Raw genomic sequence first — 21,624 nt, 5'->3', positions numbered from 1 at the left:
TGCCGCGTGTTCGCAGGAGCCGATCTGACCGGTGGCGGTTCGGCACGGGACGGCGTGCCTCCGTTGAGCCTGATGCCCCTGAGTCATCTTGATGCCGGTGTGGCATCAAGATGATTGCCGTCCTGCCCCGCAACCTGCGACACGCCCATGGCCCGCCGCGCCGGAGGGGGCGACGACGCGGACGAGCCGGGCATAGCGGGCGCGATTGCGGGTATCGCGCGGCGGGAGGTGGCCCGCATGGTCGCTTTGGCACAGACTCCACCCTCGGCCGACCGGCTGCGGGCGATCGACGATTCCCTCGCCCAGGCATGGGCGGACCAGGCTCGGCACGACGACCGGCTGCGGGGCCTGGCGGTCGAGGTGCGGTTCGACCGGGGGGTGGCCCACCTCACTGGGGACGTGGCCGAGCCCGCCGAGCTGCGGCTGGTGCGGGACCTGGTGGGGCGACTGGCCGGCGTCTACGGCGTCTGGTGCCGGGTCGGCGTCGGCGGGCGGGCGCCGGTCGTGGTGGACCTCGGGTGCGGTCCGACCAAGCAGTGGTCGACCAACCTGGGGCTGGACATCTACCCGGCGCCGGGGGTGAACGCGGTCGCGGACCTGTCCGGCTCGCTACCGCTTGCCGACGATTCGGTGGATGTCCTCTTCGCGGTGCACATCCTGGAGCACCTGATCGACTTCCTGCCGCTGGTGGACGAGTGCCACCGGGTACTCCGTCCAGGCGGCGTGCTGCACGTGATGAGCCCCTGGTGGGGGCACGTGAACGCGGTGGCCGACCCGACTCACGTCCGACTGATGGACGTCCAGACGTTCAAGGGGATCTGCCAGGGCCGGCCACCCGGCGCCCCGCGCTGGTATCCCCTGCACGCCGGCTGCGACGGCGCCTCGATCTTCGCCGACCTGACCCCCCTGCCCCCGAAGGCCGAGACCGCAGCAAAGTCCCACCTGGCCCGCTTCTTCGACTGACCCACCCGGCCCGACGTCAGGGGGTCCGGGTGGATTCGCGGAGTTCCAGGCGGTAGGGGGCGGAGAGCTCTCTCGTCGGGGCGGAGCGGTCGCCGTCCAGCCGGTTGGCCAGCAGTTCGACGGCCAGTTCGGCGATCCGCTCCTTGTCCGGGGCGACGGTGCTGAGCGTGGGAATGGAGAACCTGCCGTCCTCGATGTCGTCGAAGCCGACCACCGCCACGTCCTCGGGCACCCGCAGGCCGGCCTCGTGCAGAGCGCGCAGGGCACCCAGGGCGAGCGTGTCGTTGAAGCAGAAGACGGCGTCGGGGCGTACGCCGGAGGTGAGCAGGCCCCGCATGGCGGCCGCGCCGTCGGCGCGATGCCAGGCCGACGCGGGCGCCACCAGGGTTTCGTCGTAGTCGAGCCCGGCGGCGCGCAGCGCGTCGGCGTAGCCGGCCAGGCGCAGCCGGGCGCTCGCGCCCTCGTCCGTGCGCTGGGAGCCGATGGCCGCGATCCGGCGGTGGCCGAGTTGGATCAGGTGCTCGGTGATCTGCCGGGCGGCGGTCACGTTGTCGATCACCACGCGATCCGCGGGGCCGTGCTCGACCCGCTCACCGAGCAGCACCATGGGGGTGCCGTCCAGGCCGGCCAGGTCCTCGGCGGTGAGTGCCAACGGGCTGAAGATGAGCCCGTCGATGAGGTGGTCGGTGATGCCGGAGGCGACCACCCGTTCCTGTTCGCGTCGACCGCCGGTCTGGTCGATGAGCACCGTCCAGCCGTACGCGGCGGCGGCGGTCACCACGTAGCGGGCCAACTCGGCGAAGTACGGGATGTCCAGTTCCGGGACCGCCAGCGCGATCACGCCGGTGCGGCCCTTGCGCAGGTGGCGGGCCGAGAGGTTGGGCCGGTAGTTGAGTTCGGCGATGGCCTCCTCGACGCGGGCACGGGTGTCCGGCCGGACGTGCAGGTAGCCGTTGACGACGTTGGAGACGGTCTTCACCGACACTCCGGCCCGTTCGGCCACGTCCTTGAGTCTGTGTCGCACTCCGCAACCTCCCCGAGGTAACCCAGCGCACCCTACCTTGTCACCTGCTCTTTACAACGTTGCCTACAACGTTGTAGAAACGGTGGACACCGGGTGAACGGTGACTGCGCTCACCCGGGCATCGGCACGAGGAAAGGTGGCACCCCCTTGCGGACCGCGCAGCTGACGGTCGACCCGGCCTTCTCCATCGGCCCCGCCGACCGACGCCTCTTCGGCTCGTTCGTCGAGCACATGGGGCGGTGCGTCTACGGCGGCATCTACGAGCCCGGCCACCCCAGCGCCGACACCCGTGGCCTGCGCCGCGACGTGCTGGACCTGACCCGCGAGCTGGGCGTCTCGGTGGTCCGCTACCCGGGCGGCAACTTCGTCTCCGGCTACCGCTGGGAGGACGGGGTCGGCCCGGTCGGCAACCGGCCGCGCCGGCTCGACCTGGCCTGGAAGACGATCGAGACCAACGCGTTCGGGTTGGACGAGTTCATGACCTGGGCCACCGAGGCCGGTGTCGAGCCGATGATGGCGGTCAACCTCGGCACCCGCGGGGTGCAAGAGGCCCTGGACCTGCTGGAGTACACCAACCACCCGGGCGGCACGGAGCTCTCCGACCTGCGGCGCAAGCACGGCGCCGAGGATCCGTACGGGGTGCGACTGTGGTGCCTCGGCAACGAGATGGACGGTCCGTGGCAGGTCGGCCACAAGACCGCCGACGAGTACGGACGCGTCGCCGCCGAGGCCGCCCGCGCGATGAAGATGATCGACCCGTCGATCAGCCTGATCGCCTGCGGCAGCTCCAACCGGCGGATGCCCACCTTCGCCTCGTGGGAGGCGACGGTGCTGGAGCACACCTACGAGCACGTCGACTACATCTCGGCGCACACCTACTACGACCCGTCCGACGGCGATCAGGCCAGCATCCTGGCCTCGGCCGTCGACATGGACAACTTCATCACCGAGGTCGTCGCGACCGCCGACCACGTGGCCGCCAAGCAGCGGCACAGGCGCAAGCTGAAGATCTCCTTCGACGAGTGGAACGTCTGGTACGAGTCCCGCCTCCAGGCCGACCTGGACCGGCGCGGCTGGGTCGAGGCTCCGGCGCTGATCGAGGACACCTTCACCGCCGTCGACGCGGTGGTCGTCGGTGACCTGTTGATCACGCTGCTCCGCCACGCCGACCGGGTCGGGGTGGCCGCGCAGGCCCAGCTGGCGAACGTGATCGCGCCGATCCGCACCCGCACCGGTGGCCCGGCCTGGCGGCAGAGCATCTTCCACCCGTTCGCGCTGACCGCCCGCTACGCGCGGGGCACCGTGCTGCGTACCGAGCCCGTGTCGCCGCGCTACGACACGAAGAAGTACGGGGACGTGCCGGTGCTCGACACCGTCGCCGTGCACGACGAGGAGACCGGTGAGCTGACCGTGTTCGCGGTCAACCGGGACTCCACCGATCTCCCGCTGGAGATCGACCTGCGCGGCATGCCGGGTATGTCCGGTCTGTCGTTCGAGTGCATCGCTGCCGGCTCTGACCCGGCAGCGACGAACACCGAGGCCGAGCCGGACCGGGTGACGCCTCGGGACCTACCGATCCCCACCCCCGACGGCGGCCGGTGCACCGTGCTCCTGCCCGCCGTGTCCTGGAGCGTGCTCCGTTTCGGCCCGGCCAGCGCCTAGCTGTCGCACCTGGCTGAGCAGGCACAATTCATACCGTCCCCCCTCAAGGAGAGATAAAGCATGATCCAGAACGACATGAGCCGGCGGCGCCTGCTCGGCCTCGGTCTCGGACTCGGTGCCGCGGCCTCGCTGACCCTCGCGGGTTGCGGCGGCGGCGATGACAACGCCTCCGGGCCGGCCGCCGGCAACGGCGGCAAGGAGTACACCGGCCCCAAGGTGGACCTGAAGCTGTGGAACGGCTTCACCGGCGGCGACGGGGACATCTTCAAGGCGCTCGTCAACCAGTTCAACACCGAGCACCAGAACATCGCGGTGTCGGTGGCCACGTACCAGTGGGAGGACTACTACAACAAGCTCCCCGGTGCGGCCTCCAGCGGCAACGGCCCGGACATCGCGGTCATGCACATGGACCAGCTCGCCACCTTCGCCGCCCGCGGCGTGATCAGCGAGCTGGACGACGTGGCCAAGAACCTGGAGCTCTCCGAGGCGGACTTCGCGCCCACCGTGTGGCAGGGCGGGCTCTACAACAACAAGCGGTACGGCATCCCGCTGGACATGCACCCGCTGGGCTTCTACTACAACAAGGCCGTCATGCAGAAGGCCGGCCTGGACCCGAACAAGCCGCCGACCACCAAGGACGACTTCACGGCGGCGCTCGCCGAGTTCAAGAAGTCGGGCGTGCAGGGCTTCTGGCTCAGCCCGTTCCAGTTCACCGGCGGCATGACGTTCTACTCCCTGCTCAACCAGTGGGGGGGCAGCCTCTTCGACGCCGAGGTGGCCAAGGCCACGTTCAACTCCGGCCCGGCGGTCGAGGCGTGCACCTGGCTGGTCGACATGATCAAGCAGGGCCACTCGCCGGCCAACGTCGGTCAGGACGCCGAGTACCTGGCGTTCAAGAGCGGCAAGAACGCCTTCACCTTCAACGGCATCTGGCAGATCAACGACCTCAAGAAGAGCCCCGAGGTGCAGTGGGGCGTCGCCCCGCTCCCCCAGCTCGGCAGCAAGCCGGCGGCCTGGGCCAACTCGCACAACTTCACGATCGTGAAGCAGCGGGCGACCAACGCCAACAAGGTCTCCGGCGCGAAGGTCTTCATCAACTGGCTGAGCCAGCACTCGCTGGACTGGGCCAAGGGCGGCCAGATCCCGGCCCGCAAGGACGTCCGGGAGAGCGCCGACTTCAAGGCGCTGCCGGAGATCTCGGCACTCGCCCCCGAGCTGGAGTACGCCGCGTTCCCGCCGGCGACCCCGGGCCTCGGCGAGGTCATCAAGACCTTCTACGACTCGTTCAACGTGGCCGCGCTCGGCAAGAAGACGCCGCAGCAGGCGCTCGACGAGGGCGTGGCCAAGGCCAACAAGCAGCTCGAGGAAAACCGCAAGAAGTACGGGAGCTGATAACCAGTGGCGGACGTGATCGAGGTCGGGGCGGCGCGCGGTGACGCGCCGCCCCCGGCGGCCAACGAAGCCCGCCGGACCGCTTCGGCGGGTCGGACCAGACGGGCGACGCCATACCTGTTCCTTGCCCCCTACCTGGTCCTGTTCGGGGTCTTCGGCCTGTTGCCGATCATCCTCGGCCTCTGGCTGAGCGTGCACCAGTGGGACTTCCAGCTGCCCAACCGGCCGTTCGTCGGGTTGGACAACTACAAGCAGCTCTTCTCCAGCGACTCCGCCGTGTACGGCGACTGGTGGCAGAGCATCCGCGCCACCGCGATCTTCACGGTGCTGTCGGTGCCGCTGCTGGTGGTCGTACCGCTGGGGTTGGCCCTGCTGCTCAACCGCTCCTTCCCGGGCCGGACGTTCTTCCGGGCGGTCTACTTCGCGCCGTACGTGCTGGGTGTCGCGGTGATCGGCCTGCTCTGGCGGTTCCTGCTCGACGCCAACCTGGGCCTGGTCAACCGGCTCCTCGGCGTGGTCGGGTTGCCGTCGGACACGCCCTGGGTGACGAACATGCCGTGGGCGTGGATCTCGCTGGTCGGCGTGACCGTGTGGTGGACCTCCGGCTTCAACGCGGTGATCTACCTGGCCGGGTTGCAGGACATCTCGCCGGAGTTGTACGAGGCGGCCCGGATGGACGGGGCCAGCGCGTGGCAGCGGTTCCGCAACGTCACCCTGCCCGGGTTGCGTCCGGTGCTGCTCTTCGTGATCACGACGACCGTGCTCGCCTCGGCGAACATGTTCGGCCAGTCGTTCCTGATCACCCAGGGGACGCCCGGCACGGAGACCCGCACGGTGGTGTGGTTCATCGTCGAGGAGGGCCTGCGCGACAACAACGCCGGCCGCGCCGCCGCGATGAGCATCGTGTTCGCCCTGCTGCTGGCGGTCGTGAGCATCGCCAACTTCCGCCTCTTCCGCTACAAGGAAGACTGAGGGGATCGCCATGACGACGCCCACGCCGACCACCAACGGCTCCGGATCGGGGCCGCGCCGGGTCGGGCTCTACGCCATCCTGGTCGCGCTGACCCTGGTCTTCCTGGTTCCGCTGGTGTGGATGGTCATCACCTCGCTGAAGACCTACACGGCCGCCCAGGAGATCCCGCCGAGTTGGCTGCCGAATCCGCTCGCGGGTTACGGCTACGAGCAGATCCTCAACAACTCGGCGAACCCGGTGCTGCGGTGGTTCCTCAACAGCATGGTGGCCGCCACGCTGCACTCGCTGCTGGTGTTGGTGACCGCCTCGATGGCCGCGTACTCCCTGGCCCGGCTGAAGTTCCGGGGGCGTGGGGTGACCTTCGCCCTGATCGTCGGGACGCTGTTCATCCCGCCGACCTCGTTGATCATTCCGAACTTCCTGATCGTCGACCAGCTCAACTGGATCGACACCCTCGCCGTGGTGGTCGTGCCCGGCGCGGCCAGCGCGTTCGGGGTCTTCTTCCTGCGGCAGTTCTTCCTCTCCCTGCCGAACGAGCTGGAGGAGGCCGCCACGCTGGACGGCGCCAACCAGTGGCAGATCTTCTACAAGGTGGTGCTGCCGCTGTCCAAGCCGGCCCTGGCCACCCTGGCCGTGCTGTCGTTCCTCACCAACTGGAACGACTTCCTCTGGCCGATCTTCGTGCTGTTCAGCCCGGAGAAGCTCACCCTGCCGCCGGGCCTGGGCCTGCTCCAGGGCTCGTACGTCACCGACTACCCGGTGATCATGGCGGGTGCGGTGCTGGCCAGCGTGCCGGTGCTGATCCTCTTCGTGCTCGCCCAGCGGCACATCATCCAGGGCGTCTCCCGCAGCGGTCTGAAGGGATGACGCGCACGACCGCCCGGCGACGTGGCGCGGCGGCGATCGTTCTCGCCGCCGCGCTGCTCGTTTCGGGCTGCGCCGACGACACCGAGCCCACCCCCACCACGAGCAGCGGGAGCGAACCCAGCATGTTCACCAACCCGGTCGTGAAGACCGACGCCCCGGATCCGCAGGCAATCAAGGTGGGCGACACCTGGTACCTGTTCCACACCAACTCCGGCGGCCGCAACGTCCCGGTGCTCACCTCGACGGACCTGGTCGACTGGACCGAGGCCGGGGACGCACTGCCGACGCTGCCGGACTGGGCGGACGCCGGCAAGACCTGGGCGCCGGAGGTCATCCAGTTGGCGCCGGACCGGTTCGCGCTCTACTACACCGTGGCCGGCCGGGAGTCGGGCCGGCAGTGCGTCGGACGGGCGGTGGCCAGCGCGCCGCAGGGGCCGTACTCGGACGACGCGGCCGGCCCGCTGATCTGCCAGGCCGACCTGGGCGGGGCGATCGACGCCAGCCCGTTCCGGGACACCGACGGCAGCCTGTGGTTGCTGTGGAAGAACGACGGCAACGCGATCGGGGTGGACACCTGGCTCTGGTCACAGCGCCTCGCCGACGACGGTCTGACCCTCGTCGGCGAACCGACGAAGCTGCTGAAGCAGACCGAGGCGTGGGAGGGCACCCTGATCGAGGGGCCGTTCTTCCACCGCCAGGACGGTCGGCTGCTGCTCTTCTTCGCCGCCAACGCCTACGACCGGGCCGAGTACGCGGAGGGCTACGCGGTCTGCGAGAGCCCGACCGGCCCCTGTGTGAAGGCCGCCGAGAACCCGATCCTGAAGAGCGCCGAGGCCGCCTCGGGCCCAGGTCACGCCTCGATGGTCGTCAAGGACGGCCGGACCTGGCTGCTCTACCACGCCTGGCCGCCCGGCCAGGAGGGCAGCACCGACCCCGGTCGGCAGGTCTGGCTCGACGAGGTGACCTGGGTCGACGGCAAGCCGGTGGTCAAGGGTCCGACCGCCACGCCGCAACCCCGTCCCTGAGCTGATCGTGCGGAGGGGCCGCCCGGCCCCTCCGCACCTCGGTCAGGCGCTCGGCTCGCGCGGCGCCGGGGCGACCGCCGGTTCGTGCTGGGCCAGCCGGTTGCGGCGGTAGCCGTAACCGAAGTAGATCAGCGCGCCGAGCAGCATCCAGGCCAGGAACCGAAGCCAGGTCTCCACCGACAGGTTGAGCATCAGGTAGAAGCAGGCCAGCGCGGAGACGATCGGCAGCACCGGGGAGAACGGCACCCGGAACGGCCGCTCCAGGTCCGGGCGCTTGCGACGCAGGATCGGCACCGCGATCGACACCAGCACGAACGCGCAGAGCGCGCCGATGCTGACCAGGTCGGCCAACGCGGAGAGCGGCAGGAAACCGGCCAGCAGCGCGACCGCCACCGTCATGATCGCGGAGATCCGGTACGGGGTGCCCCACCGCGGGTGCACCTTCGCGATCGACGGCGGGATCAGCCCGTCCCGCGCGATCGCGAAGCCGATCCGGCCCATCGCGACCAGGTCGACGAGGATGACGCTGGTCAGGCCGGCGACCGCGGCGATGGAGACCAGCACGGCCGCCCAGCCCGCGCCGACCGACTCGAACGCCGAGGCGATCGGGGCGCCCCGGTCGATCTCGGTGTACGGCACCATCCCGACCACCACCAGCGAGACGCCGATGTAGAGCACGGTGGAGATCAGCAGCGTGCCGAGCAGACCCAGGGTGAGGTCCCGCTTGGGCTTCTTCGTCTCCTCGCCCAGGTTGGCGACGGCCTCGAAGCCGGTGTACGCGAAGAACACCACGGCGGCGGCGCTGAGCACCCCGACGAAGCCGAAGACGGACGGTTCCAGCCCGAAGAGCGCCTGCGTCACCGGTTGCTTGATGCCGTCGTCGCCGCTCCCGGCGGGCTCGGCCGGTGGGATGAACGGGCTGAGGTTCGCGGCCTTGACGAAGAACAGACCGGCCACCACCACGAACACGCAGATCGCCACCTTGACCAGCACCAGCAGGTTGGTGATCCGGGACGACTCCCGGATGCCGACGATCGCCACGATGCCGAGGATCAGCACGATGGCGATGGCGCCGACGTTCACCGTGCTGCCCTCCTCGCCGAACCATCGGGTCGGCAGGTCGAGCAGTTCCGCGAGGTAGCCGGACCAACCTCGGGCCACCACGGCCGCGCCGAGCGCGAACTCCAGCAGCAGGTCCCAGCCGATGATCCAGGCGACGATCTCGCCCATCGTGGCGTACGCGTAGGTGTAGGCGCTGCCCGCGGTCGGCACGCTGGAGGCCAACTCGGCGTAGCAGAGGGCGGCGAGCAGGGCGACCACGCCGGCGATGGCGAAGGAGATCACCACGCCCGGTCCGGCGCTGTCCCGGGCTTCGATGCCGGTGAGGGTGAAGATGCCGGTGCCGATCACGATGCCGATGCCGAAGCCGGTGAGGTCGAGCGCGCCGAGCCGTCTCTTCAGGCCGAGCGTGCCGTCACTGCCGTCGGCCTCCCCTTGGGCTATCACGTCCTTGATTGGTTTGGTGCGCAGCACGGACACGCGGTCACCCCTCCCACCGTGCGACCACCTCCGTGGCGGCCGGTGACCGCCGTTGCTACCCAGCGGCGCGATTGGTCAACCACGAACCCTTGCGGCGCTTGCCAAATTGTGAAAATTTTCTACCAGCAACGCGGACATCCACGGCGAATCTTGCCGCGCGCCGCGAACCATCCGGGAGCCCCAACGAAGGGACACACCGCATGAGAGCCACCCGACTCGGAGTCGCCGGGCTGGTCGCAGCCCTGCTCGGGACGACCGTCACCGCCACCCCCGCGAGCGCCGCGACCGATGCCGCCACTCCCACCACCACCTGCGTCACCGACCCGGCCACGCCGAAGCGCCAGTTCCGGGCCATGTGGATCTCGTCGGTCGTCAACATCGACTGGCCCAGCAAGGCGTCCCAGACCAGCCCGGACCGGGTCGCCACCCAGCAGGCCGAATATCGGGAACTGCTCGACCTCGCCCAGCGGCTGCACCACAACGCCGTCGTGGTGCAGGTCCGGCCCACCGCCGACGCGCTCTGGCCCTCGCCGTACGAGCCGTGGTCGGAGTACCTGACCGGGACCCGTGGGCAGGACCCGGGCTGGGACCCGCTGGCCTTCCTCGTCGACGAGTCGCACAAGCGCAACCTGGAGTTTCACGCCTGGTTCAACCCGTACCGCGTCTCCATGCCGGCCCCCGGCGGCGCCGGCGCCGACCTCACCCAACTCGCTCCCGGCCACCCGGCGCGGCAGCACCCGGACTGGACCTTCGCCTACCCGCCGGCCGGCGTGGCCGGCAGCCGGCTCTACTACAACCCCGGCATTCCGGAGGTACGCGAGTTCGTGCAGACCGCGATGATGGACGCGGTCCAGCGGTACGACATCGACGGCGTCCACTTCGACGACTACTTCTACCCCTATCCCAGCGGCACCTACCAGGTGCCCGACGACGCCACCTTCGCCGCGCACAACCGGGGCTTCACGGACCGGGCGGACTGGCGGCGGGACAACATCAACCTGCTGGTCCAGGAGATGAACGGCAAGATCAAGGCGGCGAAGCCGTGGGTGAAGTTCGGCGTCAGCCCGTTCGGCATCTGGCGCAACAAGGCCGCTGACCCGCTCGGCTCGGACACCACCGGCAGCCAGTCGTACGACATCATCTCCGCCGACACCCGCACCTGGATCAAGCAGGAGTGGATCGACTACGTGGTCCCGCAGCTCTACTGGTACATCGGCCAGTACCCGGCCGCCGACTACGCGCGACTCGTCCCGTGGTGGGCCGAGACGGTGCGCGGCACCCGCGTGCAGCTCTACATCGGCCAGGCCGACTACAAGAGCGGCGACCCCGCGTACGGACCGTACTGGCAGAACCCGCGTGAGCTGTCCGACCACCTGACGCTCAACCGGTCGTACCCGGAGGTGCAGGGCAACGTGCACTTCTCGGCCGTCCAGGTGCGGGCCAACCGGCTCGGCGCCACCGACATCTACGCCGCCGAGCACTACTCCCGGCCCGCGCTGGTGCCGGCCATGCCGCACCTGCCGGCCAGGCCGCTGCTCTTCCCGGTGGTCACCAAGGCGACCCGACAGGCCGACGGGGTACGGCTGACCTGGCGTCAGCCCGCCGACGGTGTCCGGCCACTCGGCACCGCCACCTCGTACGCGATCTACCGGTTCGACGGCACCGCCCTGCCCGGTCGGTGCGGCACGGCGGACGCCGCGCACCTGGTCAACACCGTCCGCGCCACACCCGGTGGCACGCAGTCCTGGGTGGACACCTCGGCCGTGCCCGGTGAGCGCTACACCTACCAGCTGACCGCGTTGGACCGGTCGGCCAACGAAAGCCCGACCAGCCCGCCGGCGTTCGTCAGGCGCTGACCCGTTCCCCGGAATGCCCCGGTCGCCCCGAGCGGCCGGGGCATTCGTCTGTTTGAACCCATGTCACCAATTGTTGGCGAGGCACATACCGAGCAGTTGATCAGCTGATCGAAACTTGTCGACATCCGGTGACCCGCCGGTAACTTCCCGCCCCACCCGCCCACCCCCGCGGAGGTAACAAGTGCCCCGACGTCTTGCCACCCTGTTCGCCTCGGGCGCGCTCGCGCTGCTCGCCACCCTCGCCATCGCCTCCCCCGCCGCCGCCGCCGTCACCCCCGCCCAGAAGCTGTCCGTGCTGTCCAGTTGGACGCAGACCAGCGCCTCCAGCTACAACTCCTGGAACAGCGCCCGGGTCAACCGGGCACCCTGGGCCGAGTACAACTTCACCTGGTCCACCGACTACTGCTCGTCCAGCCCGGACAACCCGCTCGGGTTCACCTTCAGCCTCAGCTGCTACCGGCACGACTTCGGCTACCGCAACTACAAGGCGGTCAGCCAGTTCCCCGCCAACAAGTCCCGACTGGACAGCGCCTTCTACGAGGACCTGAAGCGCGTCTGCACCACGTACAACACGGTCGTCCGACCGGCCTGCTACAGCCTGGCCTGGACCTACTACCAGGCGGTCAAGACCTTCGGCTCGGTAGCAGCCGTCCAGCAGGCCGACATCGACCGCGCCGCCCAAATAAAGGCCGAAGCCGAAGCAGCCGCCGCCCGCGCCTAACCCCCCACCCCCCACCCCCCACCCCCCACCCCCACCCCCACCCCCTCGGCGGCGTTGATCAAGAGGTTTCGGTCACCAGGAGCCTGTTTCCTGACGCAAATCTCTTGATCAACAAGGCTGAGGGGGGGTGGGGGCAGGGCTGGGGTTAGGCGCGTTCGGTGCGGGTTGCTGGGTGGCGGTCGGGGTCGGCGGGGCGGCGGGGGGTGGGCTGGGACAGGCCGGTGCTGAAGCGGGTCGAGTCGGCCGCCAGGTCCGGGTGTTCCACGTCCAGTGCCAGCGCGGCGGCCTCGTCCAGCCCCAACTCGGCACCCTCGCCGTACGCGTCGTCGAACACCGCGTCACCCAGTTGCGCGCGCAGTTCGGCCTGCTGTTCGGCCCAGTAGCCGCCGTAGATGCCCGGGGTCGCGCGCATGCTCGCCCGGGTGGCCTGCGCCGCCCCGAACAGGCGAGCCGCGGTCAACCGGTCCCCGCCGATCACGCAGCGCACCGCGACCGCGTTCAACGTGTCACACGCCCGACCGTGGTAGCCGTGGCCCATCCGCGAACGCAGTGCCACCAGCAGGTGCTCGTGCGCGGCGATCACATCGCCCCGGGCCAACGCGACCATCCCGAGCAGCATGTCCACCGACCGCCGGCCCCGCTCCACCGGGCGGGCCGCCTCCACCGGACGCACCGCCCCCAGCAGATCCGCCGCCTCCCCCAGGGCGCCCCGCCGCCAGAGCAGCTCAGCCAGGCTGAACACCGCCAACAGCGCCTCGCCGACCACGTCCTGCCCGTGCGCCCAGTCGATGACCTCCCGGCACACCCGCTCGGCCTCGACGAACTGCCCCATGTCCACCAACGGCGCGGCCCGGCCGGCGAGCACCCGGGCCAACAACCCGGCATCACCGGCCTGCCGGGCGGCCGCCTCCGCCCGCTGGGAGTAGCGCAACTCCTCGGCGAACTCACCGTCCGCGCCGGCGTGCAACGAATGCATGTGGTAAACCGCCGCCAGCTCCGCCTCCGGGATCCGCTCACCCGTCTCGGCGATCCGCCCGTACAACCGGAACAGCCACAGCCGCCCCTCCCGGGCCAGGCCCCGCTCAAGCCACCACTGGTCCAGCCCACCGGCCAGACCGAGACCGGCACGGGCACTACCGCCCGTGGCGCACCACCGCAACGCTGCGCGTACCTCCCCGGCCAACGGGTCGAGGGCGTACAGCGACAGCGTCACCGGGCGGCCGTCCTGACCCAGGTGTGCCCGGTCCACCGCATGGGCCGACCAGGCGACATGCCTATTCCGGGCGGCCCGCTCCTCACCCGCCTCGGCCAGCCGCCGCGCCGCGTACGCCCGGATCGGGTCGAGCATCCGGTAGGTGCTACCGGTGGCCCGCGGCTCGGCCAACACCATCGACTTGTCCACCAGCACCGACAGTGGATCCAGCGGGTCGTCGCCCAGCAGCCACTCCACCGTCGCCAGGTCCACCGGCCCGGCGAAGACCGACAGCCACCGCAGCAGGCGGGCGGCCCGAGGCCCGAGCGTCCGGTACGACCAGGTGACGGTGGCCTGCATCGTCAGGTGCCGTTCCGTGGCCGACCGCTGCACCGCCCTGCTCGCCGCGGTGGGTGGCGACGCCCCGGACGCCGCGGCCACCAGGTCCACCGTGTCCTGCTGGTTGCCGGACCAGCCGCGCTCCACCGGTGGCGGATCCGGGTCCTCCCGACCGGCGTCCAGAGTGCCGAGAACATCGTCGAGGCGTTCCGCGAGCTGGCCCACCGAGAGCACCCGCAGCCGGGCGGCGGCCAGCTCGATGGCGAGCGGTAACCCGTCCAACCGCTGCACCACCCTGCGGAGATCGGCCGACTCGGCCGGGTCCGGCCGCCGGCCGCCTCGCGCCGCCGCCGTACGGTCCAGCAGGAGCGCCACCGCATCGCTCTCCGCACCGTCCGCGCGCGGGTCGACCGAGAGCGGCGGGATCCGCCACACCACCTCACCCGGCAGGCTGAACGACTCCCGGCTGGTCGCCAGCACCCGTACGCCACCACCGCCGGACAACAACCGCGCGATCACCTCCGCGCAGGCGGCCGGCTGGGTGTCACAGGTGTCCAGGACGACAAGCATGCGGCGGCCGGCCGCGTACTCGACAAGGGTGTCCAGCATCGGCCGGCCCGGTTCGGGTCGCAGGCCGAGCACCGCGGCGATCGCGAATGCCACCAACCCCGGGTCGGTCACCGCGGCGATGTCGACGAACCACACCCCGTCCGGGTACGACTCGACGACCCCGCTGGCCAACTCCACCGCGAGCCGGGTCTTGCCCGCCCCGCCCGCGCCGAGCACCGTGATCAGGCGGTGCTGCTTCACCAGCAGGCCCAACTCGACGCGCTCGGCCTGCCGACCGACGAACGACGTCACCTGGGTCGGCAGATTGTGCGCCACCGCGTCGGCGGTGCGGGGACGCGGGAACTGCCGCTCCAGGCCCGGCGCGACCAGTTGGAAGAGCCGCTCCCGGTCGTCGAAACCGCGCAGCCGGTGCAGGCCGAGGTCGAGCAGGGTCGCACCGGGCGGCAACGGCTCGGCCCGACGGGCGGTGGGCGCCGAACAGAGCACCTGCCCGCCGTGCGCCGCGGCGGCCACCCGGGCGGCCCGGTGCACCTCGGGGCTGGCGTAGTCGCCGTCGCGCGGCTCGGCGTAACCGGTGTGCAGGCCCATCCGCACCCGGGGTGCGGCTTCGGCGGTCGGCCAGTCGTGGTTGGACAGCGCCCGCTGGGCGGTCAGGCAGGCGGTCAGCGCCGCTGCCGCGTCCTCGAAGGCCAGGAAGAACGAGTCGCCCTCGGTCAACAACTCCGCGCCGCCCGTGCTGGCCAGCGTCCGGCGCAACAGCCGTCGGTGCTCGGCGAGCACCGGGCGGTAGTCGGGGCCGAGCAACTGGGCCAGCCGGGTCGAGCCCTCGATATCGGTGAACACGAAGGTCACCCAACCGCTCGGGAGCTGGATCCGTGGCGACATGCGTGGAACCTCCGCCCGTGACGTCGGGTTCATGCTGCCTGAGTCCGAGCGGTAACGCATCGTGAGAACGGTCGGGCAGATGCCGCCTCAAAGTGCCACTCGGACCCGGTCACGGCAAGAACAGCCCACCAGGTGGCGGGGAATTGGTCCGATCAGCAGCCGCAGGCGCCTCCGCAGCACCCACCACCGGAGGACGCCGGGGCGCCACCGACGGCCCCACCCCGACCGGTGACCGCGACCGCGGAGAGCAGCTTCACCGTGTCGGTGTGTCCCTGCGGGCAGACGGCCGGGTCAGCGGCAGCCGCCATCGGACGGTTGACCTCGAAAGTGTCGCCGCAGGCGCGGCAACGGAACTCGTACCGGGGCATGCGCCCAGGGTACGGGAACTGACGTCCGGCGGAGGATGGGTGATACTCGACGGGTGGTGGACGGCGAGGACGACACGCGTGTGCAACCATTACGACCGGCCGCGCCGCTGGACGGGCCACTCGAAGGCTCGGGGGCCGCGCCCGACCCGGTTCGCGCGGTGCCCCGCCCCCGCCGGCCCTGGCTGAGCGGCCGGACCGCGAGTACGCCGCCCACACCTGCCACCACCTCCGGACCGACCGACGCCCCCTCGGCCAGCCCGACCGACGCCCCCAGGTCCGGGCCAGGCGCGGCCGGCGTCGGCGCGAAAGACCGGGTCGAGCCCGATCCGGTCGCCGACGACAGCGCTGACACGCGGGCAGCGGCCCCCAGGACCGATAACCCGAAGACCGACAACCCGAAGACCGAAGACCCGAAGACCGGCGGCCCGAAGGTCGGAGACCAGGCGACCGGAGACGCGAAGGCGACCGGCAGCGCCACTGCTCCGGGCGCGCCGCAGTCCGCCACCGGGCCGAGTGCCGACAAGTCGACAGACGACACGAAGGCCGGTGCGCCGGCCGACGACACGAAGCCCGGTGTGTCCGCTGACGAGACGAAGCCCGTCACCAAGGTCACCGCGGATCTGGCGAAGACCAGTGTGGACGAAATTCCCGCCGTGCCGGCGTCCGGCGCCTCCCGGCGACGGCGGGTGCCGTTCGCGCACGCGGTACGGCTGCCGCCGCGCCGGGTGGCAGCCTCGGCCGTCCGTGCGACCCGGGCCTGGGCTCGTCGACCGAGTGGCCGGCTCACCCTGCCCGGCCTCTTCCTGCTGGCGCTGGTGGCCGCGACCGCGGCGGCGGGCGCCCTGCTCGTGCCGGCCACGATCCGCGCACCCCGCCCGGTCGCGGCCGACGCCTCCGGCACGCCCACCGTCCCGCCGGGGGTGCCTGCCCGCCTGCCCACCGGCCCGGTGCCCGAAGGCGGCCTACCGGGTGGCGGACTACCCAGCGGTGGACTACCGAGCGGTGGACTGCCCACCGGCGGACTGCCGACCGGCGGACTGCCCACCGGCGGACTGCCCACCGGCGGACTGCCCACCGGCGGACTGCCGAGCGGTGGACTGCCGACCAGCGGACCCGGCATCGGCGGCCGGCCGTCGGACGCCCTGGCTGGCTGGGCTCAACAGGTCGGTGCCAAGGTGAATATCCCGGCCGTCGCCATGCAGGCGTACGGCTACGCCGAGCTGATGCTCGCGCAGACGAACCGCAGTTGCGCGCTGAGCTGGACCACGCTGGCCGCGATCGGGCAGGTCGAATCGGGGCACGGGTTGGCCAACGGCGCGCGGTTGGGGCAGGACGGCAAGGCGCTACCGAAGATCATCGGACTGCCGTTGGACGGCAACGGCGGCCGGATGCGGATCATCGACACCGACCGTGGGGTGCTCGACGGGGACCTGACCCTCGACCGGGCGATCGGGCCGATGCAGTTCATCCCGACCACCTGGCAGGAGATCGGCGCGGACGCCGACAATGACGGGATCAAGGACCCGCACGACCTGGACGACGCGGCCCTGGCGGCGGGTAACTACCTCTGCAAGGGTGGTCGGAACCTGAGCATCCCGGGCGACTGGTGGAACGCGATCCTGTCCTACAACGATGTACGGCGGTACGCCCAGGACGTCTACGACACCGCCAACCGGTACGGACGGGCCAGCCGCCCGTGACGTGATCGTCTCGATACGTTGGAGAACTGGACACTTCCCCCCGGCCTCTGTTAGCGGCAAGCTAGACGGGTGATGGTGCGCGAGTGGGACCCGAGGACCGCGTCGTCCGCCGAGATCGCGTCGCTGCTGGTCACGCTGAACGCGGTGCTGGCGGCCGACCTGCCGCAGGATCCGCCGTGGCGGGAGACCTCATTGCGCGAATACCTCGCCGAGGTGATGCCCGGCGAGCGGCGGATCTCCTGGATCGCCCAGGCCGAGGCGACCGACCCCGGTGCTCCGGGCGCGGTGCTCGGCCAGGTGCACGTGCTGCTCCTCGGTGACATCGGCGTGCTCGAGGTGCTGGTGCACCCGTCGGTGCGGCGCAGCGGTCTCGGTCGTGACCTGGTGTTGCGTGCTGCCCGCCGGGTCTACCAGGAGGGCTTCCGGTCGATCGGGGTCGAGGTGGTCGGCGACACGCCCGCGGTCGGGTTCTACGAGTCGCTCGGCTTCACCCGGGAGTACGTGGAGACGCGCAGCGTGCTCGACCTCACCGCGGTCGACTGGGCCGAGCTGACGCAGATGGCCACCGGCATCGCGGCGGGCTACCACCTGGAGTTCTTCCCCGGTGGGCCACCGGACGACCTGATCGAGGCGTACGCGCGGGCGAAGGCCGAGGTGCGCGACGTCGACGACGGTGAGCTGCGCCCCAGCTCCTACGAGCCGGAGCGGCTGCGCGACAGCCTCGACACCCTGCACCGGCGGGGCATGAAACCGTACATCGTGCTCGCCCGACACGAGCAGAGCGGCGAGGTGGCCGGCCTGACCGAGGTGGTGGTGCCCGCGCAGCACCCCACCCGCGCCGACCAGTACGACACCATCGTCGCGCAGGACCACCGGGGCTACGGCATCGACCGGGCGATCAAGGCCCGGATGCTGTTGGAGCTGCGCTCCGCCGAGCCGGAGCTGATCGAGGTGCAGACCTGGAACGCGCAGGCCAACGAGGCGATGCTGAAGGTCAACGCCGAGCTGGGCTACCAACCGGACCGCGACTGGTGCGAATACAGCGTCGACGTCGCCGAGCTGGTGCACCGGCTCGATCCGCCACGCTGAGGGAATTCACGCAACTGTCCACTGGGGGATGGACGGTGGACCACCGCGCACCTTAACGTGCGTTGACCCCATCCACCCATCGTGGAGGCCCTATGCGCCCGCGCCGCTCAATCGCCGCGCTCGCGACCGCCACCGCCGCCGTGACCATCACGGCGCTCGGCGTCGCACCCACCGCGGCCAGCGCCGCGCCCACCGATCTGTTCATCTCGGAGTACGTCGAGGGTTCGTCGAACAACAAGGCGATCGAGCTGTTCAACGGCACCGGCGCCCCGGTTGACCTCGCCGCCGGCGGCTACCGGCTCCAGCTCTACTTCAACGGCTCCACCACGGCCACCACGATCGCGTTGACCGGGAACGTGGCCGCCGGTGACGTGTTCGTGTTCGCCAGCGCGTCGGCCGGGGCCGCCATCCTCGCCCAGGCCGACCAGACCACCGGGGCCAGTCTGTTCAACGGTGACGACGCGGTCGTGCTGCTCCGGGGCGTCACCGTGCTCGACTCGATCGGGCAGGTGGGCGTCGACCCGGGCACCGAGTGGGGTGCGGGCGCCACCAGCACCGCGGACGACACCCTGCGCCGGCTGCCGACCGTGACCAGCGGCGACACCGACCCGACGGACGCGTTCGACCCCGCGGCCCAGTGGGCCGGCTTCCCGGTGGACACCTTCGACGGCGTCGGCGCGCACTCCGTGGACGGCGGCGGGCCGGTCGACGTCCCGGCCACGCTGACCTGCGGCGGCCCGCTGGTCACCAGCGCGGGCACGGCGGCGAGCCGGGAGGTCACCGCCACCGATCCCGATGACACGATCGTCGACCTGGTGGTGACCTCGGTCAGTCCGACCCCGTCCGCCGGCTCGATCACCCGCACGGCGCTCACTCCCGCGGGGGGCGTCGGCGGCACCGCCCGTGCCACGATCGACGCGAGCGCCGACCTGGCCGCCGGGGCGTACACCGTCACCCTCACCGCGACCGACGCGGACGGCGGCACCGCGAGCTGCGCGCTGGCCGTGCAGGTGACCCGGGAGTTGACCGTCGGTGAGGTGCAGGGCCCGACCACCGACACCGAGTCCGGCCCCGCCGACCGGTCGCCGCTCGCACCGGCGAGCGGCAACGGCACGAGCAGCACGCTGTACGACGTACGCGGCGTCATCACCCAGTTGACTCTGGCCCGCACGTCGGCCGGCGCGGAGCAGCGCGGCTTCTTCCTGCAGAGCCGCACCGGCGACACCGACGGCGACCCGACCAGCTCCGACGGCATCTTCGTGTTCATGGGCGCGTTCACCTCGCTGATCGGCGGTTACGTGCCGACGGTCGGCGACGAGGTCGTGCTGCGGGCCCGGGTGTCGGAGTACTACAGCTTCACCCAGCTCTCCGGCGCGTCGCTGGTCCGCCGGATCGGCGGTGGGCTGGCCGTGGACACGGCGGTCGCGGTGACCGACGCGGTGCCGCCGGCCGTGCTGACCGACGCGCAGCGCTTCTGGGAGCGGCACGAGGGCTCCCGGATGCGGGTTCGCGCGGGCAGCGGCGCGGTGAGCGGCCGGGACGTCTTCTCCTCCACGGCCGACGCGGAGCTGTGGGTGGTCGACCGCGACGACCCGTTGCTGGACCGCGCCGACCCGTACTCCCGGCGGGTCTTCCGGGACTCGCACCCACTGGACAACGACCCGACCCGCGGCTTCGACGACGGCAACGGTCAGCGGACGCTGCTCGGCAGCATGGGCGTGAAAGCCACCGCCGGGGACAGCGCCGCGCTGCTCCCGCCGGCGCACACCTTCGACACGCTGCGGGCGGACGCGGTGGGCGGGGTCTACTACTCGTTCGAGAAGTACGGCGTCCAGGTCGAGCGGGCGGAGTTCGCCGCCGGGGCCGACCCGTCGAAGAACAACCCGCCCAAGCCGGCCGACCGGTCGCAGGAGGTGGCCGTCGCCACCTACAACGTGGAGAACCTGTACGACTACCGCGACGACCCGTTCGACGGCTGCGACTTCACCGGTAACGCCGGCTGTCCAGGTGTCGACCCGCCGTTCGACTACGTGCCGGGCAGCGAGGCAGAGTACCGCGAACAGCTGGCCGCGCTCGCCGACCAGATCGTCAAGGACCTGCACGCACCGGATCTGATCCTGGTGCAGGAGGCCGAGGACCAGGACATCTGCACGGTCTCCGGGGCGGCGCTGAGCTGCGGCGACACCAACAACGCGGACGGCGCTCCGGACAGCATCCAGGAGTTGGCGCTCGTGGTGGCGGCGGCCGGCGGACCGGCGTACGCCGCGGCCTATGACCGGACCGGCGCGGACGCCCGTGGGATCACCGCGGCGTTCCTGTACCGCACCGACCGGTTGTCGCTGACGGCCGCGACGGCCGACGATCCACTGCTGGGCTCGACACCGTCCGTCCAGTACCGCGCTGCCGGCCTGCCGGCCAACGCGGACGTACAGAACCCGAAGGCCCTCAACGCGGTGCTGCCGGCGGATGTGGACACCTCGACCGGGCGGGACGGCACCAACGTCTTCACCCGCGCCCCTCAGCTGGGCAGGTTCAGCGTGGCCGCGTCGCCCGGTTCGACCGAGCGGTTCACCCTGTACGCGCTCAGCAACCACTACTCCTCCGGCCCGGACAGCCGGGTGGGGCAGCGGCGGGAGCAGGCCCGCTACGGCGCGGCGATCGTCACCGCGATCGAGGCGGCCGACCAGAGCGCCCGGGTGGTCTACGGCGGGGACCTGAACGTCTTCCCCCGCCCGGACGATCCCATCGCCACCGGCGAGCAGCCCACGCCGTCGGACCAGCTCGCGCCGCTGTACGAGGCGGGTCTGCACAACCTGTGGGACAACCTGGTCGCGGAGGTGCCGGCGTCGGCGTACTCGTACAGCTTCGAGGGGCACGCGCAGACACTCGACCACCTGTTCGTCAACGACGCGCTCTACGGCGATCTGGTGCAGGTGCGGGCGGCGCACATCAACGCCGACTGGCCGGCGGAGTTCAGCGGCGACGGGTCACGGGGTTCCAGCGACCACGACCCGCAGGTGGCCCGGTTCCGGTCCCGCGCCTCGCTGACCGTCGCCGACGCGACGGTGGTCGAGGGCAACCAGGGCACCCGGCAGCTCACCTTCACCGCGACCGTGTCCCGGCCGTTGTCCCAGCCGGTGCTGCTCTGTGCAACCACCGTCGGCCTCACCGCGCAGTCGGGTTCGGACTTCGACCCGTACGCCGGGTGCAAGGTGTTGGCCGCCGGGCAGACGGCGGTGGCGTTCCCGGTGACCGTGCGCGGCGACCGGAGGCGGGAGTCGGACGAGAAGCTGACGCTGCTGGTGGCCGGCGTGCCCGGCCTGCGGCTGGCCGACCCGCTCGCGGTCGGCACGATCACCAACGACGACTGAGGGGTCTCCGCCCGCCCACGAATGATCGCGCTCGATCCAAGATGTAGTGGCCTCCGCCGACCAGGAGGCCACTACATCTGTGTTTCTG

General features: G+C 71.0%; 15 protein-coding genes. 11 read left to right on the top strand and 4 right to left on the bottom strand.

All coding sequences use genetic code 11. From position 1 onward, the window contains the following. Nucleotides 1-237: 237 nt before the first annotated feature. Nucleotides 238-963, top strand: coding sequence for a methyltransferase domain-containing protein (locus AB0O48_RS07750; protein ID WP_357253915.1), 726 nt, complete (start codon nucleotides 238-240; stop codon nucleotides 961-963). A gap of 16 nt (nucleotides 964-979) precedes the next feature. Here the strand turns inward: AB0O48_RS07750 and AB0O48_RS07745 are convergent, their stop codons facing one another. Next, the gene (locus tag AB0O48_RS07745) at nucleotides 980-1,987 is read right to left on the bottom strand and encodes a LacI family DNA-binding transcriptional regulator (protein ID WP_357570870.1); all 1,008 of its coding nucleotides are present in this window, start codon (nucleotides 1,985-1,987) and stop codon (nucleotides 980-982) included. Between the two features lie 147 nt (nucleotides 1,988-2,134). Between AB0O48_RS07745 and AB0O48_RS07740 the strand changes: the two genes are divergently transcribed. The 5 genes from AB0O48_RS07740 to AB0O48_RS07720 are packed head-to-tail and all read left to right on the top strand — an operon-like array spanning nucleotide 2,135 to nucleotide 7,906. After that, nucleotides 2,135-3,649, top strand: a complete 1,515-nt coding sequence (locus AB0O48_RS07740) for an alpha-N-arabinofuranosidase (protein WP_365063885.1) — start codon at nucleotides 2,135-2,137, stop codon at nucleotides 3,647-3,649. A 60-nt stretch (nucleotides 3,650-3,709) separates the two neighbouring features. Next, complete coding sequence (locus AB0O48_RS07735) at nucleotides 3,710-5,041, top strand: ABC transporter substrate-binding protein (RefSeq protein WP_365063882.1); 1,332 nt, start codon at nucleotides 3,710-3,712, stop codon at nucleotides 5,039-5,041. A 6-nt stretch (nucleotides 5,042-5,047) separates the two neighbouring features. Then, nucleotides 5,048-6,013 carry a sugar ABC transporter permease gene (locus AB0O48_RS07730; RefSeq protein ID WP_365063879.1) on the top strand — a complete coding sequence of 322 codons (966 nt, stop codon included), beginning with the start codon at nucleotides 5,048-5,050 and terminating at the stop codon, nucleotides 6,011-6,013. A 10-nt stretch (nucleotides 6,014-6,023) separates the two neighbouring features. After that, nucleotides 6,024-6,881: a carbohydrate ABC transporter permease gene (locus AB0O48_RS07725; RefSeq protein WP_357253906.1), complete on the top strand. Its 858-nt coding sequence runs from the start codon at nucleotides 6,024-6,026 to the stop codon at nucleotides 6,879-6,881. Then, the gene (locus AB0O48_RS07720) at nucleotides 6,878-7,906 is read left to right on the top strand and encodes a glycoside hydrolase family 43 protein (RefSeq protein ID WP_365063876.1); all 1,029 of its coding nucleotides are present in this window, start codon (nucleotides 6,878-6,880) and stop codon (nucleotides 7,904-7,906) included. The genes AB0O48_RS07725 and AB0O48_RS07720 overlap by 4 nt, the downstream gene beginning before the upstream one ends. Before the next feature lie 42 nt (nucleotides 7,907-7,948). On the opposite strand, the gene AB0O48_RS07715 is transcribed toward AB0O48_RS07720, so the two are convergent. Beyond that, the gene (locus tag AB0O48_RS07715) at nucleotides 7,949-9,445 is read right to left on the bottom strand and encodes an amino acid permease (protein WP_357570865.1); all 1,497 of its coding nucleotides are present in this window, start codon (nucleotides 9,443-9,445) and stop codon (nucleotides 7,949-7,951) included. A gap of 200 nt (nucleotides 9,446-9,645) precedes the next feature. On the opposite strand from AB0O48_RS07715, the gene AB0O48_RS07710 reads away from it, so the two are divergent. Beyond that, nucleotides 9,646-11,301: a family 10 glycosylhydrolase gene (locus AB0O48_RS07710; RefSeq protein WP_357570864.1), complete on the top strand. Its 1,656-nt coding sequence runs from the start codon at nucleotides 9,646-9,648 to the stop codon at nucleotides 11,299-11,301. A 181-nt stretch (nucleotides 11,302-11,482) separates the two neighbouring features. Continuing rightward, on the top strand, nucleotides 11,483-12,022 hold the full coding sequence (locus tag AB0O48_RS07705; protein ID WP_357570863.1) for a phospholipase: 540 nt from the start codon (nucleotides 11,483-11,485) through the stop codon (nucleotides 12,020-12,022). Between the two features lie 145 nt (nucleotides 12,023-12,167). On the opposite strand, the gene AB0O48_RS07700 is transcribed toward AB0O48_RS07705, so the two are convergent. Then, entirely contained in the window at nucleotides 12,168-15,008 is a 2,841-nt protein-coding gene (locus tag AB0O48_RS07700) for an adenylate/guanylate cyclase domain-containing protein (protein WP_357253898.1), read from the bottom strand. Nucleotides 15,009-15,160: 152 nt separating this feature from the next. Then, nucleotides 15,161-15,376, bottom strand: coding sequence for a zinc ribbon domain-containing protein (locus tag AB0O48_RS07695; protein WP_357253896.1), 216 nt, complete (start codon nucleotides 15,374-15,376; stop codon nucleotides 15,161-15,163). Nucleotides 15,377-15,429: 53 nt separating this feature from the next. Here AB0O48_RS07695 and AB0O48_RS07690 point away from each other — a divergent pair, with 53 nt between their 5' ends. The 3 genes from AB0O48_RS07690 to AB0O48_RS07680 all read left to right on the top strand — a co-directional run bounded on the left by AB0O48_RS07690 (nucleotide 15,430) and on the right by AB0O48_RS07680 (nucleotide 21,536). Then, the gene (locus AB0O48_RS07690; protein WP_357570862.1) at nucleotides 15,430-17,076 is read left to right on the top strand and encodes a lytic murein transglycosylase; all 1,647 of its coding nucleotides are present in this window, start codon (nucleotides 15,430-15,432) and stop codon (nucleotides 17,074-17,076) included. Between the two features lie 72 nt (nucleotides 17,077-17,148). After that, a complete protein-coding gene (locus tag AB0O48_RS07685; protein ID WP_357570957.1) occupies nucleotides 17,149-18,165 on the top strand; it encodes a GNAT family N-acetyltransferase in 1,017 nt (338 codons plus the stop codon). A 92-nt stretch (nucleotides 18,166-18,257) separates the two neighbouring features. Beyond that, nucleotides 18,258-21,536: a lamin tail domain-containing protein gene (locus AB0O48_RS07680; RefSeq protein WP_357570861.1), complete on the top strand. Its 3,279-nt coding sequence runs from the start codon at nucleotides 18,258-18,260 to the stop codon at nucleotides 21,534-21,536. Nucleotides 21,537-21,624: the final 88 nt, after the last annotated feature.

Source organism: Micromonospora sp. NPDC085948, assembly GCF_040686315.1.
Classification (GTDB): domain Bacteria; phylum Actinomycetota; class Actinomycetes; order Mycobacteriales; family Micromonosporaceae; genus Micromonospora.
The sequence above is the reverse complement of the archived record's forward strand: the minus strand, read 5'-3'. Positions and strand labels throughout refer to the sequence as shown.